Origin of the sequence: Bacillus cereus, from assembly GCF_002561295.1 — a bacterium.
GTDB lineage: Bacteria > Bacillota > Bacilli > Bacillales > Bacillaceae_G > Bacillus_A > Bacillus_A cereus_S.
On sequence record NZ_NTUG01000026.1, the window covers coordinates 1 to 19,766 of the forward strand.

The window sequence follows — 19,766 nt, forward strand, 5'->3', positions numbered from 1 at the left end:
TCAGTTTTCAAAGAACTTGTCCATCGCCTCTTGGCGACTTCCTTATGTTAGCATCTTCATTTTTCGATGTCAACTAAGTTTTTTAAATTTCTTTTTCCGCTTTCTGCGTTTCTCGCATCAGCGACGTTTATTAATATACCACCCTCATTTTAAAATCACAAGTGTTTTTTAAAAATAATATTAAAAAGTTTTCCACTTCATAATTCTACCTATTTATTTCATATTTAAATAGAATTTCTTCTCCCTCACTTCGAAAACGTTACAATCCTCTTCCCTCACTACTTAAGAATAAATTTAGAATTTTTTTACATTTAATTAATGAAAGATATCCAGATTTTGTTATATAGTAACGAAGTAGACAAAAAAATTAAACGGAGGAATTACTTTTATGGATAGGTTAACAAAATTCTCATTAAAAAACCGAGCCGCTATTATCATCATGGTCTTTCTAATTTCAGTGCTCGGCGTTTATTCAGGCTCTAAATTACCGATGGAGTTTCTACCTAGTGTCGATAACCCAGCAGTAACTGTCACTACAATGTCTCAGGGGTTAGATGCTGAAACAATGACAAAAGAAGTAACCGAACCTCTCGAAAAACAATTTCGGAATTTAAAACACGTTGATACGATTACCTCGTCTACTCATGAAGGTTTGTCTCGTATTGATATCGCGTATACGTCTGATGCTAACATGAAGGACGCCGAACGCGAAGTTGAAAAAATTACTGGCAACATGAATTTCCCAAAAGAAATTACAAAACCTGTCGTCAGTCAACTTAACACCTCTATGATTCCACTTGCACAGATTACGATTCAAAAACAAAACGGTTTTACAAAAGCTGATGAAAAGCAGATTGAAGAAGAAATCGTTCCACAACTCGAAAATATCGATGGCGTTGCTAACGTCATGTATTATGGCAAATCAACATCCGAGCTATCTATCCTATTAGACCCAGAACAAATGAAACAGAAAAACGTGACACCTCAGCAAATATTAACTGCTTTACAAGGCAAAGAAACATCCACTCCAGCCGGTCAGGTCACTGTAAATAAGGAAGATCACAATCTTCGTATTATTGGAAATATAAAAAGTGTAGATGAAGTGAAGAACATAACACTTGAAAATCAAGTGAAATTAAAAGATATAGCACAAGTAGAAGCGAAACAACATCATGACACTGTTACACATGTAAACGGCGAAGAGGGAACTGGATTAGTTATTATGAAAGAACCTAGCAAAAACGCTGTTGAAATCGGGAAAGAAATCGATAAACAAATTAAAAATATAAATAAAGAATATAAAGATACTTACACAATTAAGTTACTATCCTCTACTCACGAACAAGTCGAAAACGCTGTTATAAGCATGGGGAAAGAAGTAATCTTAGGAGCAATCGCTGCAACATTTATTATTTTATTCTTTTTACGGAGTATTCGAACAACGCTTATTGCTGTTGTTAGTATTCCATTATCTATTTTATTAACGCTATTTTTACTAGATCAATCTAATATTACATTAAATATTTTAACTCTTGGGGGATTAGCCGTTGCCGTTGGACGTCTCGTTGACGATAGTATTGTTGTCATCGAAAATATCTTCCGCCGTTTACAAAAGGACACCTTTTCAAAAGACGTTATTCTAGATGCAACAAAAGAGGTAGCAGTCGCCATTACCTCTTCGACATTAACAACAGTCGCTGTCTTTTTACCTATTGGTCTTGTATCAGGTACAATCGGTGAACTTATGTTACCTATGGTACTGGCAGTTGTATACTCTATCCTTTCGTCATTGGTTGTCGCACTAACAGTTGTTCCACTTATGGCATTTTTATTACTCAAAAAGACAAAACAACGAAGTCCACAGTCTTCAAGAAAGTATGTAGCTACTTTAAAATGGGCACTTTCGCATAAGTTTATTATTTTATTCTCTTCTTTCTTATTATTTGCTGGGTCTATCGCCGCTTACATATTACTACCAAAAGCAAATATCAAAGCGGAAGACGACACGTTGCTTTCAATTAATATGACATTCCCAACAAATTACGATCTTGAGTCTAGAAAGCAAAAAGCCTTTGATTTTGAAAAAAAATTACTTGCTAATAGCGACATAACAGATGTTATGTTACGAATGGGTTCTAGTGCCGAAGATGCACAGTTTGGATTTACAACTAAAAGTAACCTTGCATCTATTTTTGTCACCTTTAAAAAAGGATCAGATATTGATCAATATATCAAAACATTGAAAAAAGAGCAGGCAGACTTTAAACCAGCCGAATTTGATTACACTAAAACAAGCTTTTCTAGTTTTGGCGGAGGCAACAGCTTACAATTTAACGTAACAGCAAATAATGAAGAAAACTTAAAAAAAGCTGCCAATCTCGTTGAAACAAAACTAAAAAGTATCGACAGTCTCTCTAAGGTAAAAACAAATCTAGAAGAGTCAAAAAAAGAATGGCAAATTCATATTGATCAAACAAAAGCAGAGCAAGTTGGATTAACACCAGAAACAGCAGGACAACAAGTTTCATTTCTTATGAAGAAATCACCTGTTGGACAAATTACAATTAACGATGAGAAAACAACCTTGATGTTAGAAAATAAGAAAGAAAATATAAACAAACAAGAAGATATTCTGAATACAAGCATTCTATCTCCTGTAAAGGGACCAATTCCTTTACGAGACATTGCAACTATTTCAGAAAAACAGTTACAAACGGAAATCTTCCATAAAGATGGGAAAGAAACGATTCAAATAACTGCTGAGTCAACATCTGAAGATTTAAGTAAAGTAAATGTAGAAGTGAACAAAGCGATCTCAGAATTAGACCTACCAAGCGGCGCGAAAGTTAAAGTTGCCGGTGCAGGTGAAGCAATGCAAGAAAACTTCACCGATTTATTCAAAATCATGGGTATTGCAATTGGGATTGTCTACTTAATTATGGTTATCACGTTTGGGCAGGCACGCGCTCCATTTGCAATTTTATTCTCTTTACCATTAGCAGCTATCGGTGGTATTTTAGGATTAATTATTTCGGGGACGCCTGTTGATTTGAATTCTCTAATTGGCGCATTAATGCTAATCGGGATTGTTGTTACGAACGCTATTGTATTACTTGAACGTGTTCAACAAAACCGCGAACACGGCATGACAACACGTGAAGCTTTACTAGAAGCAGGATCTACTCGATTACGTCCTATTATTATGACCGCTATTACAACAATCGTAGCAATGTTACCATTGTTATTCGGTCAATCACAAGCAGGAAGTATGGTTTCTAAGAGCTTAGCCGTTGTTGTAATTGGTGGTTTAGCAGTGTCAACTGTACTTACGCTAGTTGTTGTCCCTGTTATGTATGAACTGTTAGACCGGTTCGGTAAAAAACGAAGTTCACGTAGAAAAGTAGATTCTTCTATAGATACACCAAAAGCTTAACAATAAAAACGTTATCTTCCGTTCTGGAGATAACGTTTTTTTCTACTATAATACGCAATTATAATTTTTTGACTACTCATTCACATAAGTCATCACTTCATCTATATAGTCTTCTAATGGTTGTCCAGAATCTACAATAAGGTACGTACACTCAGATGGGCGTTTACTACCATCTAACCATTTCTTAAACGCTTCTTCCGATTCCACTTTTTCAATTTGACTTATCATTCGTTCTCGTGTCTTTAACCTATTATTAATTTCTTCTATATTATTAAGATAACATTCGACATATTTGTATTTCACACGATATTTCTTAGACAACATCTTCCCCTTCTCCACCATTTCTGTATAAAGACACGGACTATCCAATATTACACTATACCCTTGGGACAAATGAAAGTCTATTAATGTCCATTCGATTTCATACGAAATTCCACCAGCGGCCTCAGTTTCAATCTGGCGTGTTTCCAACGACTCTAGTAAAGCCGTTTTTACAATGTCATGATCAATAATAACCGCTCCTGTATTTTTCCCTATATGTCTAGAAAGTGTCGATTTTCCCGAACCTGGAAAGCCTGACATTTGTAGAAAAAACATGAAAAGCGCCCTCCCTATCTCCATTCCAACATTTGCATACACAGGTATATATACAATATTCCCCCTTCATACTCCTGCTATAGCCGAGATTATCGGATTCACTTTATACAAAAAAGCTCCCTGTTTTTTATAAACAGAGAGCTTCTTATCCAGTTAGGGTACAAGCATTTAAGCTGCTTTTGCTTTTGTTGCTTTACGAGATCTCTTCGCTCCTGTAAAGCGCTTATGAAGTACAGATGCCGTAAAACGGGCAATAATATTAAAAAGTAATACCATAATAATTAAGACTGCTGCTGATTTTGTCGCAATTAACTTCGCATCTGGAATAATCCCTTCAGAGTTTAATTTCCAAATATGAACTGCTAACGTTTCAGCTGGGCGAAATGGATTCAATGGATGTGCAGGACTTGAAAGATCAGCTGCCGAATTTAAAATTGGCGATGTTAATCCCGCTGTATAAATTAATGCCGCTGCTTCACCAAATATACGACCTGCCGCTAAAATAATTCCTGTAATAATTTGTGGTAATGATGTCGGAATAATAATTCGTACAATCGTTTGCCACTTTGTTGCACCAAGCCCAAGACTCGCTTCTTTTACATTAGACGGAACTTCTGAAATTGCATTTTCACAAACACGCGTTAAGCCTGGTAAATTCAAAATTGTTAACGCAAGCGCTCCACCCATGACCGTATAGCCCCATCCAGTCATTGTCACAAATACTAATAAACCAAATAACCCAACAACAATAGAAGGTAATGACGCCATCGTTTCAATACACAAACGAACAAAACCTAAAAAACGTCCTTGTTTTGCATATTCTGCAAGATAAATCCCTGCTCCTAATCCAAGTGGAATTGAAATAATTAAAGTAATAACAAGCATATAGAAAGAATTGAATAACTGCGGACCAATTCCACCACCTGCTCTTGTATTACTTGGTTCTCCGAATAAGAAACTTGGATCCCAAAATCCCCAGCCCTTTTGCAAAATTTCGTATACTAAGAAAACAAGTAAAGCTACTACAAACGCTGCAACTGCATATAAAATACCCGTCCAAATATTATTTACTTTTCTTGCATTCATCGTTATCGTTCACCTCTTTGGCCAATTGCTCGAATTACTAAAATAAATAGGAAGGAAATAACAAGTAATATCATTGCCAATGTCCATAAAGCATTATTCCAGGCCGTTCCATTTAAGGTATTCGTCATGTCCATTGTTAAAATACCTGTCAATGTTGCCGTTGGGCTATATATCCCCTCAGGTAATTTAACAGTATTCCCGATTACCATTTGAACCGCTAACGCTTCACCGAAAGCACGCGCTAAACCTAAAACAACCCCTGTTAAAATACCTTTTTTTGCAGCTGGAACAATCACACGGCTAATCGCTTGCCATTTCGTTGAACCTAAACCATAAGAGGCTTCCAAGTAATCAAATGGAACTGAACGTATTGCATCAGAAGCAATACTAGCAATAGTAGGCAAAATCATAATACTTAGCACAATAATACCTGCAATTAAACTAAAACCAACACCACCGAATGAATCACGTAAAAGCGGAACTAAAATCGTAACCCCTAACAAACCGTATACTACTGAAGGAATTCCAACTAATAATTCCAAAACAGGCTTTAATACTTTGTTACCAAATTTTGGTGAAATTAAATTCATAAATATCGCAAGAGCTAGCGCAATTGGTGCACTAATAACGACTGCGCCTAATGAAACAAGAGTCGAACCCACAATAAATATCACAGCACCAAATGAACCTTGATCAGCATTCGGATTCCATTTCGTTGATGTCAGTACTTCAGACAATGAAATACCACTTTGCGTAAAGGATTGAATTCCTTTTCCGCAAATAAATGCAATAATTGCTAATGTAACAAGAACAATCAATATACCGCAAAACGTAACAAGCGTTCTTCCGATGTATTCACTTTTTACATAATTAATTTGTTTTTTCCCCTTCATCACAGGACATAACCCCACTTCATAGATTGAAATGAACAAGACTGGCCTCGCAGCCAGCCCCGTTGAATATTTATTTATTCAGTTTAGACATTGGAATGTAACCCATATCTTCTACTTGTTTCTCGAAGTCTTTACCTTTTACATAATCAATATAAGCTTTTGTAGCTTCTTTTGCTTCCCCTTTTGTTACCATGTACTCATAAGACCAGAATGGATATTTTCCTGCAGAAATGTTTTCAACTTTCGGCTCTACACCATCAATTTTCACAGTTTGTAATGCATCTTTTTTATCGCCTACCATATAAGACATCGCAAGGTAACTAATAGAGCCAGGAGTAGAGTTAATCGCTTGTTCTACCGCACCGTTAGAATCTTGTGTTGTACCTGTTCCATCGTTAATTTTCTCATCTTTCATAACTGTTTTTTCAAATGTAGCACGTGTACCTGATGATGCCGGACGGTTAATCACATTAATTTTTTCATCTTTACCGCCTAACTCTTTCCAGTTTGTAACTTTTCCAGAGAAGATATCTTGTACTTGTTTCGCAGTCAAGTTATCAACTTTCACATCTTTATTTACAACAAGCGCAAATGCAATACCTGCCACTTTGTTATCTACTAATTCTTTCGCTTTTTCTGGGTCTTTTATTTTATCTGCAGATGGAACATCAGAGTTACCGATTTGAACCGCACCGGAAGCTACTTGGTTAATACCCGTTCCACTACCGCCACCCTGAACCTGAATAGAAACGCTTGGATTCTTTTCCATGAATTTTTTACCCGCTTCATCAGCAAGCGGTTGAAGAGCTGTAGAACCTGCTGCCGCAATTGTACCCGACAATTCTTGTTTTGCATCGTTACCACCTTTAGCAGTTTCTTTACTATCTGTGCTTTCTGATTTTCCGCACCCAACTAAAGCACCCGCAACTACTAATGCTGCTAACGAAAATTTAATACCTTTTTTCATAACCATGTCTTGTACCCCCATTTGGATTATCACTTTTTCACATTCATCTACTTCTTTCGAACACAAATTCATTGTAGGACAATAATATTATGTTAGTGTTAAGCAATTTTTAATTTTAAGTAAAGAGAACGAACACGCCGCGAAACCTATATATTTCACCTCTTTTTATTAAAAAAACCAAAAGAAACCACACAAATTAGCCCTGATTGTAAATTTACTTTTAACAATGTAAATTTATCGTAAATAAAATCTTGTTTTTCACCATCAATATTAAAAGTGCATTTACAAATCCCCTCATTTTTCCAACTTTATAAATGCTATTCCGCATTTATCCCACATAATTTCAGTAATATTTTTCTGCACAGCAAAATAAATTGGAACAATTCTAAAAATAATTGAATATTTTTAAAGTACTAATTGACATCGTCATCCAATGTAGTCTACTATATTAGTAACAAAAAGTTTCCCTCGGCAAACTTTTTAAACCAACACTAAAAATATAGAGAAGAGGTAACTTTTATGGTATCGGCTAATATCAAACCCCTTTCACATTTCCAAACAGGGCAGTTTGTACAAATCGAGAAGATACAATTAGAAGGAACTATGAAACGTCGATTATTAGATTTAGGGTTTATTCCTGGAGCTACTATTAAAGTATTGCAAAAAAGCCCGCTCGGAGATCCAATCGCTTATCAAGTAAGCAATACAACCATTGCACTGCGTAGTGAAGAAAGTTCCCTTATTTTCGGGAGAATAATAGGAGATGATTCAAAATGAAAAAACATCGCATTGCACTAGCAGGAAACCCTAACACCGGGAAAAGTACGTTATTTAATACATTAACAGGGTTAAAGCAACATACTGGAAACTGGACTGGAAAAACAGTATTAAAAGCTGAAGGTGAGTATGAACATAACGGAAGTATATATACTCTCATTGATTTACCAGGAACATACTCTCTGTATTCAAACTCTACAGATGAAGAAGTGGCACGTGATTATATCATTTTTGAAAAACCTGACGTAACCGTTGTTGTGGTGGATGCAACTGCTATGGAAAGAAATTTAAATTTAGCGTTGCAAGTTATGGAGATGACAAAAGACGTTGTAGTTTGTATTAACCTAATCGATGAGGCTGAGAAAAAAGGAATTATTATCGATGAAAAAAAATTAGCAAAATCACTCGGAGTCCCTGTAGTTAAAATCTCTGCTCGAAACCGAGTTGGAATCAACCATTTACTAAGTGTAATCGGTAAAGTAGCAAACAAAAAATTACTCCCTACGCCTGTTCAAATTACTTACAATGAGCAAATTGAAAGCATGATTCAAGAATTAGAACCAGAAATCTATAAAGTTTTCGGAGATGTTTATCCCGCGCGCTGGATAGCACTTCGTATATTAGATGGAGATAAAAATTTTCTAGCAGCACTCCAAAAACATCATAAGGAGCCGCTTGTAAGGGAGGTCATCATAAATGGAATCTCACTCAGCCAGTAAAGCTCTTCCATTAGATTATATTGTTCAGCATGCGCAAACACTTACAAAGGAGGACATACGAGATGATATTGTAAGCGATATTTATCGAACTTCCGCAAACATATGTAAGGACGCTGTTCAATACACAAATACCGATAAGCTATATCGTTCAGAAAAGCTAGATAAAATTTTCACTTCTCCTATATTTGGATTTCCAATTATGCTCGGAATTTTATCTATTATTTTTTACCTTACAATTGCCGGAGCTAATGTGCCATCTAGTATGATTGCTGAGTTTTTCGGATGGGCAGAAGGTTATTTAACCGCTTGGTTTCAAGCGATGAATGCACCAGAATGGTTACACGGCATCTTAATTCTCGGCTTATTTCGTGGTACTGGCGCTGTAATTAGCGTTATGTTACCACCTATGGCTATTTTCTTTCCTATGTTTGCTTTATTAGAAAACTACGGGTATTTACCACGTGTTGCATTTAACATGGACCGCTTATTCAAACGTTCTGGTGCTCACGGAAAACAATCATTAACAATGGCAATGGGATTTGGTTGTAACGCTGCTGCTATTATGTCAACACGTATTATCGAATCACCGCGCGAGCGTATGCTAGCGATTTTAACAAACAACTTCGTTCCATGTAATGGACGTTGGCCTACGTTAATATTAATGGCATCACTCTTTATGGCGGCAGGCTATACCGGTAGCATGCAGACGCTTGTTACAGCTGGTGTTGTTGTCGGAATGGTTGTAATTGGGGTTATTGTTACTTTAACAGTATCTTGGGTATTATCAAAAACCGCTTTAAAAGGTGTTCCAACTCACTATACGTTAGAATTACCACCATACCGTAAGCCGAAAATTTGGAACACAATTGTACGTTCCACACTCGATAAGTCAATATATGTTTTAAAACGCGCGGTAATTGTAGCTGCACCTGCGGCTGTATTAACTTGGGTATTAGCCAACATTTATGTAGGTGACACAAGCCTACTTATGTATTTTGTGAATTTCTTAGATCCATTCGCTCAATTACTAGGTCTTGATGGGTTCATTCTAGCTGCATTTATTCTTGGACTGCCAGCTAATGAAATTGTCATTCCCATTTTATTAATGTCTTATTTATCAACTGGTGCTTTAACAGAAATTGATGATTTAAATCAAATTAAAAACTTATTCTTAGAGCATGGCTGGACGTGGTTAACTGCGTTAAATACAATGTTGTTCTCTCTTCTTCATTTCCCTTGCGGAACAACATTAGTAAACATATATAAAGAAACAAAGAGTCCTAAATGGACATTTTTATCCTTTGCAATCCCTACTGTTATCGCCATTGCGGTTACATTCCTCACAACGCAATTGGTACATTGGTTAGGACTTGTATAAAGTGAAACTTCCATCAGTGAGGCTTCACCAATCCGAATCTTACGTAATAGCATTCACTCGATTCTGCAAAAATCCATAATAATGTACAAAAGGAAACCTGAGCTATGGGTTTCCTTTTTCATCTTCATTTGGATTTCCCCACGGTTGTGCACCATATTTTTTAATTTTTTTATTCAAAAAATAAACAGCGTATGGGATAATTCCCATCAAGATAGTATTTATAATTGTAAGAGTAGAAGGTGTTTTCATATCATACCTCCCCTTAATATAAAAAACATTAAACATATTGATAAGAAACGCCTCCATGCCACATTACTGACCACCTTTTGGTACTAAAGAACCTGAATGTTCTACCACCGGATGAACACGAACAACTATTTCACTCTTAGAAAAATAGTTCTCCCCTCTATCCCAATTTTTTTCTATCTTCTTCCACTCTTTATACTTATGCCGCTTATAGTAATCCCCTAACTCAAGAACATCTGTTTTAAAATCTTTTTGCATTTTTTTTATCGTCCTCATCGCTATACTTTCCATCTCTTTAGAAATGTATGTCTTCATTTTCTTTTCACTCCACGGCTTTCCATCCCCGCCTAAATAAGCCTCTGCTAGTACACCTTCAGGATAAATATCAACTGTAAACTTCGGATGACGTAGTTCTGTGAAAGAAGCATGTATTTTTCGTCTTATTTTGTGAATTTCATACGTGAACGCTTTTTTCTCTTTTCGAATGGTCACAAAACCACTCGCTTTCTTTCCAATTATATAATTTAACCCTTGCGTATTTTTTCCAGTTAAAAGGCCAATCAATTTATTATCCTTTCCTTTAAACACAGCAGCCCCTTCCATTTTTACACCTTGTTTCGTTAATTGTAAAATCGGAAGTACAAAACTTCTTTTAGCAGTTATCGTTTCTTGTACCTCACCAATACGAACTGCTTCTAACATAAATGCATTAGCCTCTGCATGATCTGCTAATAAATCAATATATTTTGCTGGTAAATTTTCCGGTTTAGAACTTTGTTGCAAAACCTTCTCTGCGCGTCCCTTAGAAACAAAAATCCGAATATTCCTCCTCATTTCATGATCGCGAAGAAAGACATCTAACGTTTGTTCTAAAAGGTTTTGTTGCTTTAATAAATCTTTTGAAAAAATAATGACTTTAATATGCGGAAAAAATAGAGAGCGGCTGATTTTTTTGGATATCTCTCGAATTTGTGCAAAAACACTATCAGCAGTCGCATTAATATTAATATAATTATCTCCCCCCCCATTTTTCCCTCCCTGTTGTGCTAGCGAACTCGGTAAAACAAGTTGATATGTTCCCTTCATACGAGGTGGCTTCTTTGAATCACTTTCTCCTTCATCGTCTTTCACAGCATCAAAAGCTACTCCTACAACAAAGCCCCTCTCTTCAATTTCTTTTCGTTCCGAGCAACCACTTATACACAAAGACAAAACAATACAACAAATGCATTTATGAAGACGATTCACTCTTCTTGCCTCCTTTTATTTTATAAATAATGAAGACAAGCACGGGAACAATGATAATGCACGCCATATCAACCCAAGCTAAGTAGGTACCATACTGAGTTAACGTGGTAACATTTTCAGGAAGCATGTTAAACAGGTAAATAATTGGTGCGCTTACAAAAATAAATGTTTTCTTTTTAATAGAAGGAAACATCGAACAAAAACCGATTATTGCGATATCATAATACATAGCTGTTGTATTAAAAATTGTAAGAATCCAAGTCGTAAAGAAAATGGCATCAAAACGTTCTAAAAATCCTCCGCCAATTTCAATCTCCTTTCCTAACTCAATAACAGGATACGTTAAACTCTTCGTCGTAGAATAAGAAAAGACTGTAATACAAGTAAGATAAATGAGGATATATAGTAAATTCGTAATCATTACCCCCTTTGCAGCAGCTAAAGGAGCTTTTTCTCTTTGCTTCACGATTGAAGAATAAAATAAAACGACCTCAAACCCAATAAATGTAAAAATAGATTCTTTCATTCCAAGAGCGTATTGGCTCCATTTTGTTTGGAACAGCGGGAGCAAATTATGAGTATCCATTAAATTTATATTTAATAGAGATAAAGCCAAAATGGCGCTCGCTGCAATTGGCAAAAATAACAAATTAAGGCGAAGTAATGCCGCTCTAGAACCACTTACTCCATAGATAACAACAAGTAAGTAAAAAAATGATAAAAGTTCAATAGGCGTTTTACCAAATAAGTATGTTTGTGAAATAATTGAAATTGCTCGCGCTTGATACGCGGTAACGCCAACGAACGTTAACACCATAATACTTGTAACAATGAAGGCTACGGGTTTTGATAAGTATATACTTGTATATTGAAAAAATGTTTGTTTCGGAAATAGAATGGCTATTTTCGTAATAAGCCAAGCAAAAAATGCACAAATCAATCCACCAAGAAGCAAAATAATCCATCCGTCTGTAAAAAGCGTCTTTTCCGCAATTATCCGGGGCATCGAAAGTGCCCCTGTACCTATAATGACTGAAGACACTGCAAATGTTAGCTCGCGAGATCCAATTTCTTCATCTCCGTATTCAAACGGTTTCAATTCACTTTCTCTCCTTTAAACGCAATGTTTCATCTTTGGTCTGTAAATATTCAGGTCTTGTCTTTAACGTTGCCTCCGGTAACAATGCTACTTCTTCTTTCCAATCTCTATAAAAAGCAGGAGCTATTGGCGTAAAATATGGAATTCCAACACTTTTTAGATTCATCATATGTATTGCTAATGCAATTAGCGCTAAAATAATCCCATATAGTCCAAACATAGTAGCTGCTAAAATAAACGCAAATAACAAGAAACGAAATGTAATCGTTATACTATACACAGGCAAAGAAAAGGTAGCAATAGCCGTAACGGCGATTACAATAACCATAAAAGGATTGACAATCCCAGCGCTTACTGCAGCCTCTCCAATAACAAGTCCTCCTACAATCCCAACGGTTTGTCCGATTTGCTTGGGTAAACGAAGCCCCGCCTCTCGAATTAATTCCATTGTTAATGTCATAATGATGGTTTCAATATAGGCAGGAAATGGCACCCCTTCTCTCGCTCCAGCAATCGAATACGCAAGATTGGATGGAATGAGACCTTGATGATAGGAAACAAGCGCAACATATACCGCTGGAAGTAAGATTGCCATAAGCCCAGCTATCATACGAAGCCCCCTTAGTAAGGTACCAATAATCCATCTTTCAAAATGATCTTCTGGCGATTGAAAAATATCAACAATAACCATAGGTGCAATAACCGCAAACGGTGATCCATCTACTAAAATGACCGCTTTTCCTTTCGCTACAGCAGCTATCGCTCTATCTGGCCTTTCTGTATTTAAAAATTGCGGAAAGGGAGACAAGTTATTATCCTCAAGCAGGTGCTCAATCTTTCCGGAATCTAATATCGTATCTGTTTCGATTGACTGCAATCGTCGATTTAATTCGGCTACAATATATGGATTAATGATGTCTTCAATATAAATTAACGTAACTTCTTTTTGAGATCGTTTTCCCATAATGTAAGATTGAAATCGAAGCTTCGGATCACGTAAATTACGTCTGATTAACATTTTATTCGTTGCAATATCCTCCGTGAGCCCTACCTTAGGACCTCGAATGATATTTTCTGTGATCGGTGGCTCTAAACTCCGTCTTTCCCATGCTCTACTATTAATCACTAATGCATGAGGTATTCCATCGATTAAAACAATGGTATCTCCTACTAGAACAGAATTAATAACATCTGACAATGTCTTTACTGTATTTACTTCTCCTATAGAAATAAATCTGTCTAATAAGGTTTGCATGATTGGGGCTTTATTTGGAATCTCTTCATGCTGTAATGGCCAGATGACAAACCGATAAATTAAGTCTTTATCTGCAAGCCCACATAGAAAAATAACCGCACACCGAGTAGATGAACAAGAAAGCGCAAACTCTCGTACTGTTAAATCGTTAGGAGACTGCAACGTGTCTCGAATAGATTTTGTAATTGCAGATAAGTCTGCCTCTAAGCTCGTCATCTTCCTCACCTAACTTTCCTCTCAAGATATTACCGTTATATTTCTCCACCTTGGGAAAATGTATGCAATGAAGAAAGCTANNTAGCTTTCTTCATTGCATACTATTCCTATTTCTCTAACGCCGTAGAATTGTATTTCACTTCAATATTTCTAGTTATTATACTAACGCCAAAAAACCCCACTGATTAAAGCTTCACTTTATCTCACTCTCCTTTTCTAATAAGGTTCAAAACAGATGTGACAAAAACTTCTACACCAATCGGTAAGGCATCTTCATCAATTGTGAAACGAGGATGATGATGTGGATATATAATTCCCTTTTCTTTGTTCCCAGCGCCAATAAAGAAAAACGTACCTGGCGCCTTTTGTAAAAAGGCTGAAAAATCCTCACCCGCCATCGTAGGTTGTAACCGAAGTACCTGCCCTCTACCATAAAGCTCTAACGCTGCATTTTCTACAATTTGTGTAACCCATTCATCATTCACAACAGGACGATACCCATATTCATAAGAAAAATGATACGTTGCACCATACGTTTCTGTAATATGCTTCACAATACTTTCAATCCGCTGTGCTGTTTGTTCTCGTAATTCATGCTTTAAACTCCTTACCGTACCCTCAATTGTGGCCTGCTCCGGAATAACATTATGCGTTGTTCCCGCATGAAACTGTGTGACAGATACAACGAGAGAATCTAAGGGATTCGTGAGGCGCGATACAATTTGTTGAAGTTGAGATACTACTTGCGTACCAATAGCAATGCTATCAACTGTTTCATGAGGAATACCTGCATGTCCACCTTTTCCTTCTATTGTAATGTTAAACACATCAGGCGCTGCCATCGCTGGACCATAAATAACACCCACCTTCCCTACTTCTAAAGAGGCCCAAAGATGCGCACCAATAATATAATCAACATTTCCCATTACACCTGCAGCAACCATCTCCTCAGCACCGCCCGGAAAATTCTCCTCAGCATGTTGAAACAAAAAACGAATTTCCCCTTTAATTTTTTCTCTTTTCTCTACTAACGCGTATACAGTGCCAAGGAGCATCGCAATATGACCATCATGCCCACATGCATGCATCACCCCTGGATATGTAGAAACAAATTCAAACTGATTTTCCTCTTGAATTGGGAGTGCGTCCATATCAGCACGGATTGCAATCACTTTCCCAGGCTGTTCCCCCATTAATCTTGCCATGACGCTATACTTTGTTGGTCGTGAAACTTCTAGGTGAGGAATTTTCTGAAGAATATCGTATACAAACTGAGATGTTTTTTCTTCTTGAAAAGATAGCTCCGGATACATGTGAAAATATCTTCTCCACGCTATTAATTGTTCTTTAGAAAGAACACCATCTTTTACTTTATCCATTGATCCACTTCCCTTCTTCACTAAATTAAATGTTATTATAGCTCGAAATAATCATAAAACGAAGAATTTTCTGATTATTATTAATTCAAAAAATGAAAGCTATCTCTAATATTAGATAGCTTTCATTTTTATAAAATAGTAATTGCTTGTTTTCCCATTTGTTCCCACGCTCTTTCAAATTCGGAACGTGACACTTTTTTATTCGGATTATTAGCTAATGGATCATTCATATATACGTAGTTTTGATCATATCCAACAACTACTACGCTATGCTCGTAATATGTAATTTTTATATCACCGTCATTTGTATTCCATGTCTCAAAGCTACCTTCAGCTAGCGGTTGAAACGTTGTATTCGCAATTACCCATACCGGTGAACCTGAGCTAATGACCTTATAAATATCCTGAATATCTTTTCCTGTTAAATCAATGGTTTTTTCAGGCATATACTTTTCGGCAAGTTTAAAAATAGGCCCATGATATACACCATAACCAGGTTCAGATTTCGTATAAATATTCCCTACAAATCCTTCATAAGGATTTCCACGAAGTTCATTCTCTTTAAATGGGACTTTATTGATTTCACTTGCAAGTTGCATCTTATCTACTTGGACACCTTTATACTGCAATAACATCGCTAAACTTGTCACCTCACAACCTCGCTGCAGTTCCGGAAGTTGTTTTATAAATGGAACATTTTCAATCATAGCCGTTTCTTTCATATCAAAAAGAAAGTCCACTCGTAGCTCCTGTACTTTTTGAAGAATTTTATTTTTCCCTACAAAAAGAATTACAAGTAGTACGATTCCTATTATACATATATATTTCAATTTCTTTAACATGTTCAAAACTCCATTACATCGTTATTTTCATTAAATACCACCCTTTTTATTCTACCTTTCTTCTACCTAGTTTACTAGAAAGATTATTTGAATCGTGATTTAGTTAAATTATTTCAAAATTCTAATTCATTCTATTGTAAATTAAAAATAATTATACATTTTCGAAGCGTCCCAATATATTTAAATATTTTTATGTTTTCTATCCATGAAACATAAAATCCGGAGAATCTAATCATAGTCGCCTTTCTTATCATTCTTACACTTAGCTCATCAACTAAGTTAATTTCTATAGTGATATAAAGCAAACTACGATTCGTATGTTTCTTCCACTCTCGCTGATGAATGTTCATTAAAAAAACAAACAAGAGAAAAATACAGGAACAAGAATATATGGAACAAGCGACTATTATTGGATTTACCATACTTTGTACCAAATAAAATATAAAGAAATTGTCACATTTGAAAAGCAAAGAAATGTCACACAGAAATAAACTGAATATATAAACTTTCCAACTAATTACCGTGGTAAAATCAATTTTTCTATTTCTTGGGTATGTTGGTATAACTTTATTTATCTTAAAATTTTTACAATCATGTTTTCGTCCGAAAAATGGTTTACAATGTAATCAAGTTACAAATGATATTCACCTTAAAAAGTGTGCATTTGTGTCTATTTTTTAACAATCTAGCAAAAACTATTGCCTTCTATAAATTAATAGGTTTATATTGTTTTATTGGCATAGTTTCAATCCAAGGAGAAAGGAGATTTTCAATCGTGCAACTAAAGAAATCGTTTTGGAAGTTGGCTTCACTTCTTCCTTTATCACTACTCTTGTTCCTCGGTGGCTGTGAGAAAAAACTTGCAGTATTAAACCCACAGGGGCCTGTTGCAAAAGCACAGTATGACTTGATCGTTTGGTCATTCGTACTTATGTTGTTGATTATTGCAATTGTATTCATCTTGTTTACAGTCATTTTGATTCGTTATCGTGAAAAACCAGAAAACATGGACTATGAGCCACCTGATCAACACGGTAACACATTATTAGAAATTATTTGGACACTCTTCCCAGTTCTTATCGTTATCGCATTATCTATTCCAACGGTAAAGGCGACTTACGCATCAGAAGAGATTCCAAAAGAGTCCAAACATCTTAAACCAGTTGAAATTTACGTTACATCAGCTAACTGGAAATGGTTATTCAGTTATCCAGAGGAAAATATTGAAACCGTTAACTATTTAAACGTACCAGCTGGTGTACCAATTCAATTCAAACTAACATCTGTTGGTCCAATGAACGCCTTCTGGGTTCCAGAACTAGGCGGTATGAAATACACAATGGACGGCATGATTATGGATTTATATTTACAAGCTGATAAGCCAGGTTCTTACCTTGGTCGTAGCTCGAACTTCTCTGGTGAAGGATTTACTCACATGGAATTTGAGCTTGAAGCAAAGAAACAAGAAGATTATGACAAGTGGGTAAAAGAAGTTCAAGAAACTGCTAAACCACTGACAGAAGAAAAATATAATGAAATCATTAAACCTGGTGTAGTAGGGCGTATGACATTCTCTAGTCACCACTTAAAGTATGTAGATCCAAAATCACTTGAGTATTGTGATTACAACTACTACAAAAATAAAAAGTAATAGATACTATTCCAACAGATTGGAGTGAACACAGTGAAGCTTGATGAATTTTTTGTCACAGGCGATCCGATTATTTACGGAGCTGACGCATCTATCGTTCTTGTGACATTAGCAATCATTTTCGTACTGACAAAGTACAAAAAATGGAAATGGCTTTGGGATGAATGGTTAACGACTGTTGACCATAAAAAAATCGGTATAATGTATATTATATCGGCAGTTTTAATGTTATTCCGTGGTGGGATGGACGGTTTGATGATCCGTGCTCAATTAACTTTCCCGGATACAACATATTTAAACGCTGAACACTATAACGGAATCTTTACAACGCATGGTACAGTTATGATTCTTTTCATGGCAATGCCATTCGTTATGGGATTAATGAACGTTGTTGTACCACTACAAATTGGTGCTCGTGACGTTGCATATCCGTTCTTAAATGCTTTAAGTTTCTGGTTATTCTTTATCGGAGCAATGTTATTCAACATCGCTTTCGTTATCGGAGGTTCTCCAGACGCTGGGTGGACATCATACTTCCCAATGGCTGGTACTGAATTTACTCCTGGCGTAGGAAATAACTTCTACGCAATTGCACTGCAGATTTCCGGTCTTGGTACATTAATGACCGGTATTAACTTCCTGGTTACGATTTTAAAAATGCGTACACCTGGTATGACATTAATGAAAATGCCAATGTTTACTTGGTCAATTTTAATTACAACAATTATCATTATTTTCGCTTTCCCAGTATTAACAGTTGCTCTTGCATTAATGACATTTGACCGTCTATTCGATGCTCACTTCTTTACGATGGCGAGCGGCGGTATGCCAATGTTATGGGCCAACCTATTCTGGGTATGGGGTCACCCTGAAGTATATATTGTTATCTTACCGGCATTCGGTATTTTCTCTGAAATCATTAGTACATTCTCACGTAAACGTCTATTCGGATACAGTGCAATGGTGTACTCAATGATTGCAATTTCTTTACTAAGTTTCGTTGTATGGCTTCACCACTTCTTTACAATGGGATCTGGTCCAGCCGTTAACTCATTCTTCTCGATTTCGACAATGGCGATTTCGATTCCAACCGGGGTTAAAATCTTTAACTGGTTGTTTACACTGTATAAAGGACGTATTCGTTTTACAGTTCCAATGCTTTGGTCATTGGCATTTATTCCAAACTTCGTAATCGGTGGGGTTACAGGGGTTATGCTTGGAATGGCAGCAGCTGATTATCAATACCATAACAGCTACTTCCTAATCGCCCACTTCCACTACGTATTAATCGCAGGTACAGTATTCGCTATGCTTGCTGGATTTACGTTCTGGTATCCAAAAATGACTGGTCATATGCTGAACGAGCGCATTGGTAAATGGACATTCTGGATCTTTATGAGTGGATTTAACATCTGTTTCTTCCCAATGTACTTCTTAGGTTTAGATGGTATGACTCGTCGTATGTACACTTATTCAGAAAGCCTTGGATGGGGTTGGTTAAACCAAATCGCATCTGTCGGCGCAGTAATGATGGGTATTGGTTTCCTATTACTATGTTACAACGTAGTTTGGAGCGCACGTCACGGTGAGCGTGATACTACTGGAGATCCATGGAATGGTCGTACACTTGAATGGGCAACTCAATCTCCTGTACAACATTACAACTTCGCTAAACTTCCTGAAATTAAAGAAGCTGATGCTTACTGGTTCATGAAGCAACGCGGGGAAACAATTACACCAAAAGCAGATGAATTAAAACCAATTCACATGCCAAGTAACTCTGGTGTGCCAATTATTATGTCTAGCTTTATCGGTCTTGCTGGTTTTGCGTTAGTATTTAGCTGGTTCGGGTTAGCAATTATTGGCGGTATCGGTATGTTAGCTTGTATGATCTATCGTTCATTCGATTATGACGATGGTTACTACGTAAGCGTTGATGAAATTAAAAAAACAGAACATGTAGCATGAGAGGTGAAACGA

At 36.4% G+C, this 19,766-nt stretch carries 16 protein-coding genes; 6 read left to right on the forward strand and 10 right to left on the reverse strand.

The window, feature by feature from the left end:
* The first annotated feature begins 388 nt into the window (after positions 1–388).
* Positions 389–3,433, forward strand: coding sequence for an efflux RND transporter permease subunit (locus tag CN373_RS15245; RefSeq protein ID WP_000375566.1), 3,045 nt, complete (start codon positions 389–391; stop codon positions 3,431–3,433).
* 72 nt (positions 3,434–3,505) lie between these two features.
* On the opposite strand, the gene CN373_RS15250 is transcribed toward CN373_RS15245, so the two are convergent.
* The 4 genes from CN373_RS15250 to CN373_RS15265 all read right to left on the reverse strand — a co-directional run bounded on the left by CN373_RS15250 (position 3,506) and on the right by CN373_RS15265 (position 6,982).
* Positions 3,506–4,030, reverse strand: a complete 525-nt coding sequence (locus CN373_RS15250; RefSeq protein WP_000465753.1) for an AAA family ATPase — start codon at positions 4,028–4,030, stop codon at positions 3,506–3,508.
* Between the two features lie 168 nt (positions 4,031–4,198).
* Positions 4,199–5,116 (reverse strand): phosphate ABC transporter permease PstA, encoded by a 918-nt coding sequence (gene pstA / locus CN373_RS15255; RefSeq protein WP_000994015.1) that lies wholly within the window; start codon positions 5,114–5,116, stop codon positions 4,199–4,201.
* Positions 5,117–5,118: 2 nt separating this feature from the next.
* The gene (pstC, locus tag CN373_RS15260; protein WP_033664626.1) at positions 5,119–6,009 is read right to left on the reverse strand and encodes a phosphate ABC transporter permease subunit PstC; all 891 of its coding nucleotides are present in this window, start codon (positions 6,007–6,009) and stop codon (positions 5,119–5,121) included.
* Positions 6,010–6,079: 70 nt separating this feature from the next.
* Positions 6,080–6,982 (reverse strand): phosphate ABC transporter substrate-binding protein PstS family protein, encoded by a 903-nt coding sequence (locus CN373_RS15265; protein ID WP_113708502.1) that lies wholly within the window; start codon positions 6,980–6,982, stop codon positions 6,080–6,082.
* A 513-nt stretch (positions 6,983–7,495) separates the two neighbouring features.
* Between CN373_RS15265 and CN373_RS15270 the strand changes: the two genes are divergently transcribed.
* From CN373_RS15270 to CN373_RS15280, 3 genes are read left to right on the forward strand one after another with little or no spacing between them, the layout of a single operon-like run.
* Positions 7,496–7,753 (forward strand): FeoA family protein, encoded by a 258-nt coding sequence (locus CN373_RS15270; protein ID WP_000252985.1) that lies wholly within the window; start codon positions 7,496–7,498, stop codon positions 7,751–7,753.
* The gene (locus CN373_RS15275; RefSeq protein WP_098359630.1) at positions 7,750–8,472 is read left to right on the forward strand and encodes a FeoB small GTPase domain-containing protein; all 723 of its coding nucleotides are present in this window, start codon (positions 7,750–7,752) and stop codon (positions 8,470–8,472) included. Before CN373_RS15270 ends, CN373_RS15275 begins: the two co-directional genes overlap by 4 nt.
* On the forward strand, positions 8,450–9,850 hold the full coding sequence (locus tag CN373_RS15280; RefSeq protein ID WP_000443623.1) for a nucleoside recognition domain-containing protein: 1,401 nt from the start codon (positions 8,450–8,452) through the stop codon (positions 9,848–9,850). The genes CN373_RS15275 and CN373_RS15280 overlap by 23 nt, the downstream gene beginning before the upstream one ends.
* Before the next feature lie 102 nt (positions 9,851–9,952).
* On the opposite strand, the gene CN373_RS25585 is transcribed toward CN373_RS15280, so the two are convergent.
* From CN373_RS25585 to CN373_RS15310, 6 genes are all read right to left on the reverse strand, one after another.
* Entirely contained in the window at positions 9,953–10,099 is a 147-nt protein-coding gene (locus tag CN373_RS25585) for a hypothetical protein (RefSeq protein WP_098359631.1), read from the reverse strand.
* A gap of 63 nt (positions 10,100–10,162) precedes the next feature.
* The gene (locus CN373_RS15290; protein WP_098359632.1) at positions 10,163–11,344 is read right to left on the reverse strand and encodes a Ger(x)C family spore germination protein; all 1,182 of its coding nucleotides are present in this window, start codon (positions 11,342–11,344) and stop codon (positions 10,163–10,165) included.
* Entirely contained in the window at positions 11,328–12,443 is a 1,116-nt protein-coding gene (locus tag CN373_RS15295; protein ID WP_098359633.1) for a GerAB/ArcD/ProY family transporter, read from the reverse strand. The genes CN373_RS15290 and CN373_RS15295 overlap by 17 nt, the downstream gene beginning before the upstream one ends.
* Position 12,444: 1 nt before the next feature.
* Positions 12,445–13,914, reverse strand: coding sequence for a spore germination protein (locus CN373_RS15300; protein WP_098359634.1), 1,470 nt, complete (start codon positions 13,912–13,914; stop codon positions 12,445–12,447).
* Positions 13,915–14,117: 203 nt separating this feature from the next.
* Positions 14,118–15,293 carry a M20 family metallopeptidase gene (locus CN373_RS15305; protein ID WP_098359635.1) on the reverse strand — a complete coding sequence of 392 codons (1,176 nt, stop codon included), beginning with the start codon at positions 15,291–15,293 and terminating at the stop codon, positions 14,118–14,120.
* A 128-nt stretch (positions 15,294–15,421) separates the two neighbouring features.
* Positions 15,422–16,135, reverse strand: coding sequence for a C39 family peptidase (locus tag CN373_RS15310; protein ID WP_098359636.1), 714 nt, complete (start codon positions 16,133–16,135; stop codon positions 15,422–15,424).
* A gap of 775 nt (positions 16,136–16,910) precedes the next feature.
* On the opposite strand from CN373_RS15310, the gene qoxA reads away from it, so the two are divergent.
* Together qoxA and qoxB are read left to right on the forward strand one after the other, a co-directional pair.
* The gene (gene qoxA, locus CN373_RS15315) at positions 16,911–17,786 is read left to right on the forward strand and encodes a cytochrome aa3 quinol oxidase subunit II (RefSeq protein WP_001176177.1); all 876 of its coding nucleotides are present in this window, start codon (positions 16,911–16,913) and stop codon (positions 17,784–17,786) included.
* A 33-nt stretch (positions 17,787–17,819) separates the two neighbouring features.
* Positions 17,820–19,754: a cytochrome aa3 quinol oxidase subunit I gene (qoxB, locus tag CN373_RS15320; protein ID WP_000762385.1), complete on the forward strand. Its 1,935-nt coding sequence runs from the start codon at positions 17,820–17,822 to the stop codon at positions 19,752–19,754.
* Positions 19,755–19,766 lie beyond the last annotated feature (12 nt).

Bases quoted from the DNA above. Each gene is read 5' to 3' on its own strand.
- CN373_RS15310 (WP_098359636.1), bottom strand. From the start codon at position 16,135: ATGTTAAAGAAATTGAAATATATATGTATAATAGGAATCGTACTACTT.
- CN373_RS15250 (WP_000465753.1), bottom strand. From the start codon at position 4,030: ATGTTTTTTCTACAAATGTCAGGCTTTCCAGGTTCGGGAAAATCGACA.
- CN373_RS15280 (WP_000443623.1), top strand. From the start codon at position 8,450: ATGGAATCTCACTCAGCCAGTAAAGCTCTTCCATTAGATTATATTGTT.
- CN373_RS15270 (WP_000252985.1), top strand. From the start codon at position 7,496: ATGGTATCGGCTAATATCAAACCCCTTTCACATTTCCAAACAGGGCAG.
- CN373_RS15305 (WP_098359635.1), bottom strand. From the start codon at position 15,293: ATGGATAAAGTAAAAGATGGTGTTCTTTCTAAAGAACAATTAATAGCG.
- CN373_RS15245 (WP_000375566.1), top strand. From the start codon at position 389: ATGGATAGGTTAACAAAATTCTCATTAAAAAACCGAGCCGCTATTATC.
- pstC (WP_033664626.1), bottom strand. From the start codon at position 6,009: ATGAAGGGGAAAAAACAAATTAATTATGTAAAAAGTGAATACATCGGA.
- CN373_RS15275 (WP_098359630.1), top strand. From the start codon at position 7,750: ATGAAAAAACATCGCATTGCACTAGCAGGAAACCCTAACACCGGGAAA.
- CN373_RS15300 (WP_098359634.1), bottom strand. From the start codon at position 13,914: ATGACGAGCTTAGAGGCAGACTTATCTGCAATTACAAAATCTATTCGA.
- pstA (WP_000994015.1), bottom strand. From the start codon at position 5,116: ATGAATGCAAGAAAAGTAAATAATATTTGGACGGGTATTTTATATGCA.
- CN373_RS15265 (WP_113708502.1), bottom strand. From the start codon at position 6,982: ATGGTTATGAAAAAAGGTATTAAATTTTCGTTAGCAGCATTAGTAGTT.
- CN373_RS25585 (WP_098359631.1), bottom strand. From the start codon at position 10,099: ATGAAAACACCTTCTACTCTTACAATTATAAATACTATCTTGATGGGA.